The sequence below is a fragment of the Yoonia sp. genome (assembly GCF_017854565.1).
Lineage (GTDB): Bacteria > Pseudomonadota > Alphaproteobacteria > Rhodobacterales > Rhodobacteraceae > Yoonia.
In genome coordinates this window covers 43286-54197 of sequence record NZ_JAFMHJ010000023.1, presented here as the reverse complement: position 1 = coordinate 54197, position 10912 = coordinate 43286, and the positions used below count along the sequence as shown (strand labels likewise).

Here is a 10912-nt window from a genome sequence, read left to right as displayed (position 1 = left end):
CCTACGGTGGCTTCATTGGTGGCGGCATGCACAATGATTATGGCGATAGCGACGAAGTGATGACCTACGGCTACATCGGCGCCGAGATTGCGGCAAAGACTTCATTCGGCAGCTACTACGGCCAAATCGGCTACCTCGACAGCTATGACGAACACGTTGAAGGCACCCGCGAAGCGCCATTCATCAATGTTGGTGGTGCTTTTGATATTTCCGACAACTATTCACTGACAGGTAGCCTTGGCTACGCGGGCGGGAAAAAGTACAGCAAAGACCTTGACAACCGCATCATCAACCTGAGCGTCGGCGTAGAACGCGCCGTGGGCGATTATTTGGTCAGTGTCGGCTACGAGGCGACCCAGATCAGCTATGAAGCTGCGGACCGCAACGGCGACACCTTTGGCAGCTTTGTCGTCGGGGCGACCTATGCGTTCGGCGGCACGGCAAACCATGGATCGCCACTGCCCAACCTTGCAAACTGGGTATCGTACAATGCCAACGAAATCGAATAATCGGTTTCGGTCCTGAGTTTTCGACAAAGCGTCCCTTTCGGGGGGCGCTTTTTACGTTCCGGGGGCGCAGTCACCCCAAATCATCGCGCGGCACATCAACCCGTGGTATCCCCGCCCTTTACGCCCCCCGCTACAAACCCTATATGTTTGGTCAGGAATAAGGGAAAAGGCATCATGGCAGACACCAACACCCAGCTTGAAGGCGCACCGCTCATCGCGCCATCCACCACCGACCATCCCTTGTACGAAGACATCGTGCAGGCCTGCCGGTCGGTATATGATCCCGAAATCCCCGTGAACATCTACGACCTTGGCCTGATCTACACCATTGATATCAGTGAAGATAACGCAGTCAACATAACCATGACACTGACCGCGCCCGGCTGTCCGGTTGCGGGCGAAATGCCCGGCTGGGTCGCCGATGCCGTCGAACCGTTGCCCGGTGTAAAACATGTCGATGTCGCGATGACCTTCGAGCCGCAGTGGGGCATGGACATGATGTCAGACGAGGCGCGCCTCGAACTGGGCTTCATGTAAAACCCGACGTCATGCCCGTGCTTTGGCAGACCGTCCTGTGACCTCCCCACGGCATAGGGCGTTACGTCGCAGGGCGGGCAGCCACTTGTGTCAGCCTCATGGCGCACCTATCTTTGGATAACAAAAGGAGAAACCCCCATGTTCGGCATTCCCGGTAAGCAAGCGGTCAGCATCACCTCCAAAGCGGCAGGTCAAATCGCCAAGCTTATGGCAAAAGATGGCCATCAGGGGCTGCGCATCGGCGTGAAAAAAGGCGGCTGCGCTGGCATGGAATATACCATGGACTATGTGACAGACGTGGACCCAATGGACGAAATCGTCGAAATCGACGGCGCCCGCGTCATGATCGCACCGATGGCGCAAATGTTTCTCTTTGGCACGGAAATCGACTACGAGACCTCACTGCTCGAATCCGGTTTCAAGTTCCGCAACCCCAATGTCGTTGACGCATGCGGCTGCGGTGAATCGATCAAATTCGACGAAAACCTGACGTCAAACGCCTAAGTCGTCCGTTCCGTGCGCAAGTGCACATAGGTTTCATCGAACCGCCTTTGTAAATGATCAACGGCCCGCACGGGCGGCGATCCGGCTGGCGACACATCGGTGTCGTGGTCGGGGTTGAAAAACAACGGCACAGAAATACGCGCCGCCGGGGTGCCCTTCACCCGATGCGGTGTCGCCTTGATCCGCCCGGCTGTCCACATTTCCAACATCTCACCGAAATTGATGATAAATTCCCCCGGCGGCGCTGATAATGGAATCCACCCACCACCGCGCTTGCGCACCTCAAGCCCCGACGATCCATCCGTGGCCAGCAGGGTCAGACACCCGTAATCGGTATGTGTGGCAATGCCAAAATCCTTCGCCCCCGCCCAGGCCGGACGCTCGGGGTAATGGTTGCCGCGCAAAAGAGCCATCGGAAGGTCAAATTTGTCACGAAAATATGCCCCGTCCTCTCCCGCGGCATCCGCAATGGCACACAGTAAATCGCGGGCGAAATCCGTGGCTGCCGCGTAATATGCCTGCAGCGTTTGCGCGAACCCCGGTGGGTTTTGGGGCCACTGGTTCGGCGCATAACAAGGCAAAGCCGTCAAAGGGTCACTCTTGGGCAGTTCCAGCCCGCAATCAAAAACCTGCTTGTAATCGGGGTTCGCATCGGGATCGACCTGTTCGGAACCCGGCGCGCCCCAGCCGCGGTTAGACCCGGTGCGTGCCATGTCAAAGCGGGCTTTTTCAGCGGCGGGCAGCGCAAAGAAATCGGCATATGCCGCAATGACAGCGCGCATATCCGGCGCCGTGACAGGTGTGTTGTAAACTGTCAGAAACCCGATATCCGTGGCACCAACCGCTGCGGCATCAACGGCTGCAGGTGCACCCGCCAACAATGCCTGCGCATCAATCCGTGGGATCATGTCGCCCTCCTCCCAAAACCAATGAAACCCTGATGCGCAATAACGCCCGTCAGGGCAAGACCCTTCCCCTACCGCCCGCAGGTTGCTACCTAACAGGCCAACGATCAGCCGAAAGGAAACAAGATGCGCCGTAAACTCGCCGCCGGAAACTGGAAAATGAACGGCCTGCGCGCCGATCTGGCAGAGCTGCAAACGCTCGCCGAACGGCATTCCGACGCCACCGTCGACATCCTCATCTGCCCACCTGCCACGCTGATTTGCGCGTGTCAGGAGACTCTTTTCGATATCGGCGGACAGGATTGCCACGCCGTGACCGCAGGGGCGCATACAGGCGATATCAGCGCCCAGATGCTGGCGGATGCCGGCGCAACCTACGTGATCACGGGCCATTCAGAACGCCGCGCCGACCACGCAGAAACAGACAGTATGATCGCTGCCAAATCCATGGCCGCCTATGCCGCCGGGCTTTCGACTGTGATATGCATCGGTGAAACCTTGGCCGAACGCGATGCAGGCACGACACTGGATATCATTGACCGCCAGCTTGCCGGCTCTGTTCCAGCCAACGCCACCGCCTACAATACCGTGATCGCGTATGAACCGGTCTGGGCCATCGGCACCGGCAAGGTCCCGACGCTTGCCCAGATCGGACAGGTCCACGCACATATACGCGCACGGCTGACCGCCCGTTTCACGGACGGCGATAATATGCGAATTCTTTATGGCGGCTCGGTCAAAGGCAGCAATGCCGCAGAGATTTTTGCCGTTCCGGAGGTCGATGGCGCGCTGGTGGGCGGTGCCAGCCTCAAAGCCGATGATTTCTCGCCAATTATCACGGCACTCGCCGCAAGCTGACGCTTCTTGTGTCCACCAAATACTCCCGCGCGGCGCGCATCAAATTTCCAGAAATTTGATCGACCCCACAAAAAAGGCGACGCTTTGTACAAAGCGTCGCCTTTCGTCGTTCCAACGCAGATCGCTTGGCTACCTCACGATAATTTCCGGCCCCATAAACAAGGTTGGCAAATAGGTCGAGATGATCGGGATATATGTAATCAAGATCAGGAAAACGAAGAGGACCGCCAGGAACGGCAGCGCCGCACGTACCACGGCCATCATCGGCATACCCGCCACACCCGAGGTCACGAACAGGTTCAACCCCACCGGCGGCGTAATCATCCCAATCTCCATGTTGACCACCATGATGATACCCAGGTGAATCGGATCAATGCCCAGCTGGATCGCAATCGGAAACACCAGCGGCGCGACGATCACGATCAGGCCTGACGGCTCCATGAATTGCCCGCCAATCAGCAGGATCACGTTCACCATCACCAAGAACATCACCGGGCCCAGACCCGCGCTCAGCATCGCACCTGCGATGTGCTGCGGAATCTGCTCATCCGTCAGCACATGCTTCAACAGCAAAGCGTTGGCGATAATGAACATCAGCGTGATCGTCAGCTTGCCACCCTCGAATAATGTTTCGCGGGTATCTTTGTGAAAGAACGCCGTGACCAAGACCCATGGCTTTTGCAGGACGGTCGCGCGCTGCGGCACGGCCGCCGCTGACAGACTCTGCGCGCCGACAGGCAAAGTCCCATCCTCCGCGCGTGCGGCCAGCGGCCCCATGTCACGATAGATGAATGTCGCCACGATGAAGGCATAAACTGCCGCAACGGCTGCCGCCTCAGTCGGGGTAAAGGCACCGCCTTGCCAGTAAAACAGGCTTAAACCTTCTTCGATGCGGATCCAAGGGTGGCCATAAATACCCGCCATGATGATCACGATCAGAAAAAGCCCCCAAAGCGCATCACGGAAACTGTCAAACACCTCGCCCCAGCCCAGCCATTCGCCCTTGGGCATATTCTTGAAGCGGGCAATCACATAGATCGTGATCATCAGCATCGCGCCTGCCATCAGACCCGGTATGACACCGGCCAGAAACATCCGGCCCACCGACACGTCAGTGGCCGACGCATAGACCACCATCACGATGGACGGCGGGATCAGAATACCAAGAGTACCCGCGTTACAGATCACCCCGGCCGCGAATTCCTTGGTATAGCCGACCTGTGTCATGGCCGCGATCACAATTGACCCGATAGCAACCACCGTCGCCGGGGATGATCCCGAAAGCGCCGCAAACATCATACAGGCAAAAACACCCGCAATCGCCAGACCGCCCTGCAAATGCCCGACACAGGCAATGGCGAAACGGATGATCCGCTTGGCCACGCCGCCGGTGGACATAAACGATGACGCCAGCACAAAGAACGGAATGGCCAGCAGCGTATAATGCCCGGCCATCGCCTGATACAGCGACTGCGCGACAGCGGCCAAAGACGTATCCGAAAACACCAGTTGAAAGATGATCGAGCTGATGCCAAGGGCCACCGCAATCGGCACCCCCAATAGCAGAAGGCTGATAATCATCATGAATAGCAGTGCAACTTCCATGACCCTCAGGCCTCCTTGTTCAGCTTGGCGGCTTCTGCGACCGCGTCTTCAGCTTCGTGGCTGACAATCAGGCTCTCGCTTTCGCCTGTCCAAATCCGCCAGACGGCCTGGCAAATCCGGAACAGGATCAACGCTGAAGCAATGGGCAGGATCATATAGGGGATCATCCGGGGCAGCTTGTTATAGCTTTCACCATAGTTGATCCAACCCTCCAGAAACCGCAGCCAGTCGGGCATCGGGATCTGGTCGGTTTCAAAGAAACTACGGCCACGTGCCGCAGTATCAAACCCAGTGGGAAACCATGTCCCGGTGGTCGGCGGCAGATCAGCAAAGGGGGCCCATTGGTCCCAGGCGCCTTTCATGATCAAAATGCCATAAAATATCGTAATGACCCCGGCGATCAGGGCGACCACCTTGCGCGGACGCGGTGCCAATATGTTGGTAATCGCGTCGACGCCCAAATGGGCCGTCACCTTGAAACCATAAGAAATGCCAAACAAAACCAGCCAGGCAAACAGAACCAGCACGACCTCAAGGCTCCAGATGATCGAGCTGTTAAAGCCATAGCGCAGGATAACATTCGCAAACGTCAGCATGGTCATCAGACCAAGCAACCCCGCAATGGCATTTTCCTCTAATCCGTGAACGGCACGGCCAACCGGCCCTTTGGGCGCATATTTACTGCTCATGGTCCCCTCCCCGGGATGGCAGGAATGCGGCCCGGAAATATGTCCGGGCCGCCCGTGTCAGCGACTTACATAGAGTCGTTGATCGCCTGTGCCGCGTCGATGTTGTCTTGACCGACTTCTTCCGCGAACTGCGACCAAACCGGCTTCATCGTCTCAACCCAGACCGTACGCTGCTCTGGCGTCAGCTCGACGATCTTGCCACCAGCGTCCAGAATGGACTGACGGGCAGCAAGGTCCACCTCTTTCACGGCCGCGTTCCGCGATGTTGTGACATCATTGAGGATCGTCAGGAACTGCTCGCGCACTGCCGGGTCAAGGCTGTCAAGGAAATCGACCGACGACACGACCATATAGTCGATGATACCGTGGTTGGTTTCTGTGATACCGTCCTGCACTTCAAAGAACTTCTGACCATAGATGTTCGACCAAGTGTTTTCCTGACCGTCCACAACGCCCGTCTGCAAGGCACCATATACTTCCGAAAAGGCCATCGGCTGCGGTGATGCACCCAGCGCTTGCATCTGTGCGACCAGCACGTCAGACGGCTGCACGCGGAACTTCAGGCCATTGGCATCAGACGGCGCGTTCAGCGGTACATTCGCACTGATTTGCTTCATGCCATTGTGCCAGTAGCCAAGGCCCTGCACACCGCGACGCTGCATGGCGTCCAGCATGTTTTGGCCAGTCTCAGACGCCTGAAACGCATCGACGGCATCAATGTTTTTGAACATGAACGGCAAGTCGAACAACCGGTATGCTTTGGTGATTGATTCAAACAGTGACAGCGAAGGTGCCGCCAGCTGCACGTCGCCGCGCAACATCGCTTCGATCACTTGCTCATCGGTGTAAAGCGTGGAGTTCGGAAAGACTTCCACGCACATCGTGCCGTCCATCTCGGTATTGACCCGCTCCATCAGCAGCGTGGCGGCGATCCCCTTTGGGTGACGGTCCGTGTTCGTCACATGGCTGAACTTCACGACGATCTCGCCGTCGTCACAGCCGCCGGTGTGGGCATCGGCCTGCGCCATTGTTGCAGTGATTGACAGTGCGGCCATTGCAGCTGCAGCTTTCAGAAATGTCATAGTATCTCCTCCCTAGAGAATGCTCGTCGCCCTGTGCGGACGGACGTGGACAACTGACAGCGGCAAACAGCCGCCCGCAAGCATTTTTAAGCGGCTCTGCGAAATGGGCGTATGTATCTGAAAAGGAACGGGAATTCCAAAAAGCGGCAAAACCATCGCCAAAATTGGGTGAAATCCCACACAAATGTTTACGCCATCAGTGCGGATCTCCGCACACTCTAGCCGGCAGCAGCATCCCCGATGACGCCTCTGAGTGTACTAACAGCCGTCTCGAGACTGGTAATGGTGCCATCAACGCCGGTGATCTCTGCCAGATTTGGTAGATGATTCAGGATTTTTCCCGCCACGACGATATGCGCCAGCGGTTGCGTGATGCGCAGTGCCACGATCAGCCGGGTCAGCGTGTGCAGCATCAGATCAGAATTCGCAACCAGCACAATCGCCCCGTAATTACGGTTCTCGCTTTTGTCGATCAATGCGTCATGCGACATGCCAACCGCCAAATCAACGTCCCAGCCTTCGCGCCGAAACAGATCCGTCGCGATCTCGATCCCCAGCGTGTGGGTTTCCCCGGGAACCAGCGCGAAAAGGGCGGGGTGGTCTTCGCGGCCCGCCGTGAAGTCGGATGCAATCACATGGCGCAGGCCCCGAATGATTCGGTACAGGCGCCCACAGGCGATTGTGACCTCGACAAACGATGCGGAATCTTCATTCCACATCTCACCAAGGCGGCGCGCGGCACCCGCAATATAGCCCAGATAAATCGTCTGATCTTCCAGACCCTCGCGTTGCGCGTCAAGAATGACCCGGTCACCGGCAGTGGAATCTGATGACAAAAGCGCGTGGCATAGCAGATCTATTTGCGCCACCGACGGCAGCCGTTTCGACGCCGATGACTTTGGCACGCGAAACGCAAGGCGTCTCACAACTTCGCGGGCAAGCCCTGACACGGCGTCTGGCGGTAATTCGCGCCCAACAAGCCGCAGCTGGTGACTGGCGCGCTCATACTCAGAACGATCAAACACGTCTTCGCTCAGTGGCGCTTGAGCCATGAACGCCCCTCCCCTTGTTCACGCATTGAACGTCCGGGTCCGAATACTTACCGGTTCGGTTACGGTATCCAACTGCATGCAGGCTAACACACAAAACCGTTAGATCTGCGCGGCAGAGTGTCGCGGTTTCACGTCTCGGTTGCTCGCCATCTAATTGCGAAAATCGTCAGGACGCAACCCGTATTTGTTCAGCTTGTCATAAAATGTTTTGCGCGGCAGTTGCAGATCACGGGCGACCTCGGACGCGCGGCCTTCGTGCCGCTGCAAGGCGGCCACCAGCAGCGACCGTTCCACCTGGGCCATCTGCGCCGCCAACCCAGCCCCGCGCGGCACATCGCTTTCGTCCAGACCCAGCGCAAAGCGCATCGCGACATTCATCAAGGCCCGCGCGTTTCCGGGCCAATCCTGCGCCATCAGCCGGGCTGTGTGTTCTGCGGTTACGATGGGCGGTGTCAGGTTCGCCTGTTCGCTCGCCTGTGCGACATAGTGCTGAAAAAGAACCGGAATATCGGCAGGGCGTTCGCGCAGGGCGGGAATACGGACGCGTATCAGGTCCAGACGATAGAACAATTCTGCATTAAAGCCGCCATCGGCCAACGCAGCCTTCAGATCGCGGGTCGTCCCCGCCAAGACCCGCGCCGCGCCGCCCTCCTCCAGCCGGTCCAGCAGATAAAGCTGGGTGGCCGGATCAAGGCCCGTGACCTCATCCAGATACAGCGTGCCATCCAACGCATCCGCGAATGCCCGCGCCAGCCCCGCCTCGTTCAGCGATGATGCTGCCCGTTTGACAAACGGACGTGACGCCTTGGATGACAGCAAATGGATCACCTCGGCGATCTTGGACGTACCCGACCCCTGCTCGCCGACAATCAGCGCCTCGGTGCCCGCACGGGCCGCCGCACGGGCCTGATTGCGCAACTCGTTGGCCAACCGTGACTCGCCAAACAACAAACGCGATGCGGCATCACCGGCTTGCAGTTCGTGTTTCAGACGGCGGTTTTCCAAAACCAGCGCGCGCGCCTGCAAGGCTCGCTCGACCACGGCAACAAAATCCCGCGGCGCACAAGGCTTTTCCAGAAAATCATAGGCACCTGCCGACATCGCACGCACCGCCATGGGGATATCCGCCTCGCCGGTCAGCAAGATAACGGGCAGGTCGACGTCCACATTACGCACAAAATCAAGCAGGAAAAATCCATCGCGCCCCGGCATCCGAATATCGGTCACCACCACGCCTGCGAAATCAGGGGTCAGATGATCCTTGGCTTCCACGAACGACCCCGCCACCGTCGGCAGCAGTTCGGCAAGCTCAAGCGTCTGCCCCAGCGCCTCGCGGATATCGCGGTCGTCATCCACCAAAAGAACCCGTCGGGTCATGCCGCCACCTTCCGCGCTACGGTGTCCAGCTCGACGGTAAACACCGCCCCACCATCATGATGGTTGCGGCCCCGGATCGCGCCACCAAAACTTTGCACCAAGCCATATGATATCGACAACCCCAACCCCATGCCCTCGGCAGCCCCCACCGCCTTTGTTGAATAAAACGGATCGAATATCTTTTCCGGCTCCGCAATCCCCGGCCCGGTATCGCGCACGGAAACGGTGGTGCGCGCACCAGCCTGCACGACCGCAAGGGTCACGATTTTGGGGTCGCTTTCCTCCATCGCATCCATCCCATTGGTGACCAGGTTAAGGATCACTTGCTGCAACCGGACCTCTCCACCGCGCACGATCACCGGAACGTCAGGACGATCCCAATGCAGGGTCACACCATCCTGCGCAGCACGCGGGCCGATGATCTCCAGCACCGCATCAATGACCGCGACAATATCAACATCCATCGGTGGTTCCGCCTCTTGCCGCGCAAAGGCGCGCAGGTTGCGGATGATGCGACCCATCCGGCGGGCCAGTTCCGAAATCCGTCCCAAATTCTGGGCCGCAATCTCGGGCTTGCCTCGCTCCAGGAAACCTTGCGCGTTTTCAGCAAATGACCGGATCGCGGTCAGCGGCTGGTTCAGCTCGTGACTGATCCCCGCAGACATCTGCCCCAATGCCGACAGCTTGCCCGCCTGCACCAGATCATCCTGCGCTTTTTGCAGGCGCAGCTCCGCCGTGGTCCGCTCAGCCACCTCGCGGCGCAGATCTTCATTGAGCTTTGACAACTCGGCCGTGCGGTCCCGGACCCGCGCCTCAAGTCTGGCATTCAGCGCGGCAAGCGTGCGCCGCCGCCCTGTCGCCAAAAACAGCAGCGCCCCAAAGGCCAGACAGACAGCCGCCACGACAGCCGCCTGCAGTGACGCAAGCTGCCGCGCTGGCGCGGTATCCACCAATACCTCGCCCGTCATCCCGATCACCGGCAAATCCAGCGTCAGATGCAACGCATGCGCCGGCAAATAACGGCCCCCGTCCACATCCCAGACTTCATAGCCGTTCAAAGCGCCTTCGGTATGCGCGACAAAGGGGGCGATCTGACCCACAGGATACCCGACAATCTGGGGCACTTGCGACGGATCGGTCATCCGGGATCGGAACACCAACTCGGACCTGCTCGACAGAAAAATAACCCCCTGATCGTCGGTAAAGAACAGTGCCGGGCGGGCGCCGCGCCATGATGCTTCGACCGCTTCGACGTCCGCATAAACCACCAGAGCGCCCAGCACCGGCCCGGCTTTTGAAAACACCGGGGCCGCAAATACAAACGTCCGCCGCTTGTACGCCGCGCTGTAAAAATGACCCAGCCCCAAGGCCCCGTCCATCGCCCGCTCAAAATAGTCACTGCCCGCATGTTCAATATCCGGCGCACCACTGGTCGTCACGATGGAATGGCCATTGGCATCAACCAGCATCATGTCCAGCGATCCGGTCTTGTCTGCGATCTGTTGCAGCACGGGGCGGCCCATCACGGCCGGCGTCAGCCCCGCCAACAGTGGCGGCACAATCGGGTGATCCGCCGTCAGCACCGCCAATTCACGAAACCGGCGCAACTCTCCGGTCAGACTATCCGACGCCAGCGCAAGGTCCGCCCGCGCGCGCTGCTCAAGGGGGGCAAGCGCGGCCAGATAGCCATACCACCAAACCGCCCCGGCAAAGCCCAGCACAGCCGCCAGAAACCCGGCAACGACCAATAGACGAGGCTGAAAAAAACGTCCCATGACCGCTTGTTTATCCACC

At 58.7% G+C, this 10912-nt stretch carries 11 protein-coding genes; 4 read left to right on the top strand and 7 right to left on the bottom strand.

Annotated elements, in window-relative coordinates; translation table 11 throughout:
• The 3 genes from QZ196_RS10795 to QZ196_RS10785 all read left to right on the top strand — a co-directional run.
• A partial coding sequence (locus tag QZ196_RS10795) for a hypothetical protein (RefSeq protein ID WP_296426285.1) occupies positions 1 to 509 on the top strand: 509 nt, incomplete at its 5' end.
• 174 nt (positions 510 to 683) lie between these two features.
• Entirely contained in the window at positions 684 to 1046 is a 363-nt protein-coding gene (locus tag QZ196_RS10790) for an SUF system Fe-S cluster assembly protein (RefSeq protein WP_296426284.1), read from the top strand.
• Between the two features lie 138 nt (positions 1047 to 1184).
• Positions 1185 to 1550 (top strand): iron-sulfur cluster assembly accessory protein, encoded by a 366-nt coding sequence (locus QZ196_RS10785; RefSeq protein WP_296426283.1) that lies wholly within the window; start codon positions 1185 to 1187, stop codon positions 1548 to 1550.
• Here QZ196_RS10785 and QZ196_RS10780 read toward each other — a convergent pair.
• On the bottom strand, positions 1547 to 2458 hold the full coding sequence (locus QZ196_RS10780) for a 2-oxoglutarate and iron-dependent oxygenase domain-containing protein (protein ID WP_296426282.1): 912 nt from the start codon (positions 2456 to 2458) through the stop codon (positions 1547 to 1549). The two genes, QZ196_RS10785 and QZ196_RS10780, sit on opposite strands and share 4 nt — an antisense overlap.
• A 123-nt stretch (positions 2459 to 2581) precedes the next feature.
• On the opposite strand from QZ196_RS10780, the gene tpiA reads away from it, so the two are divergent.
• Positions 2582 to 3313: a triose-phosphate isomerase gene (gene tpiA / locus QZ196_RS10775; protein ID WP_296426281.1), complete on the top strand. Its 732-nt coding sequence runs from the start codon at positions 2582 to 2584 to the stop codon at positions 3311 to 3313.
• 129 nt (positions 3314 to 3442) lie between these two features.
• Here the strand turns inward: tpiA and QZ196_RS10770 are convergent, their stop codons facing one another.
• From QZ196_RS10770 to QZ196_RS10745, 6 genes are all read right to left on the bottom strand, one after another.
• A complete protein-coding gene (locus tag QZ196_RS10770; protein ID WP_296426278.1) occupies positions 3443 to 4918 on the bottom strand; it encodes a TRAP transporter large permease in 1476 nt (491 codons plus the stop codon).
• 5 nt (positions 4919 to 4923) lie between these two features.
• Positions 4924 to 5607, bottom strand: a complete 684-nt coding sequence (locus QZ196_RS10765) for a TRAP transporter small permease (protein ID WP_296426276.1) — start codon at positions 5605 to 5607, stop codon at positions 4924 to 4926.
• A gap of 65 nt (positions 5608 to 5672) precedes the next feature.
• Entirely contained in the window at positions 5673 to 6689 is a 1017-nt protein-coding gene (locus tag QZ196_RS10760; protein ID WP_296426274.1) for a DctP family TRAP transporter solute-binding subunit, read from the bottom strand.
• Between the two features lie 218 nt (positions 6690 to 6907).
• Positions 6908 to 7741 (bottom strand): cobalamin-binding protein, encoded by an 834-nt coding sequence (locus QZ196_RS10755; protein ID WP_296426271.1) that lies wholly within the window; start codon positions 7739 to 7741, stop codon positions 6908 to 6910.
• A 150-nt stretch (positions 7742 to 7891) separates the two neighbouring features.
• Entirely contained in the window at positions 7892 to 9118 is a 1227-nt protein-coding gene (locus QZ196_RS10750; RefSeq protein ID WP_296426270.1) for a sigma-54 dependent transcriptional regulator, read from the bottom strand.
• A complete protein-coding gene (locus QZ196_RS10745) occupies positions 9115 to 10893 on the bottom strand; it encodes an ATP-binding protein (RefSeq protein ID WP_296426268.1) in 1779 nt (592 codons plus the stop codon). The genes QZ196_RS10750 and QZ196_RS10745 overlap by 4 nt, the downstream gene beginning before the upstream one ends.
• Between the last annotated feature and the right edge of the window lie 19 nt (positions 10894 to 10912).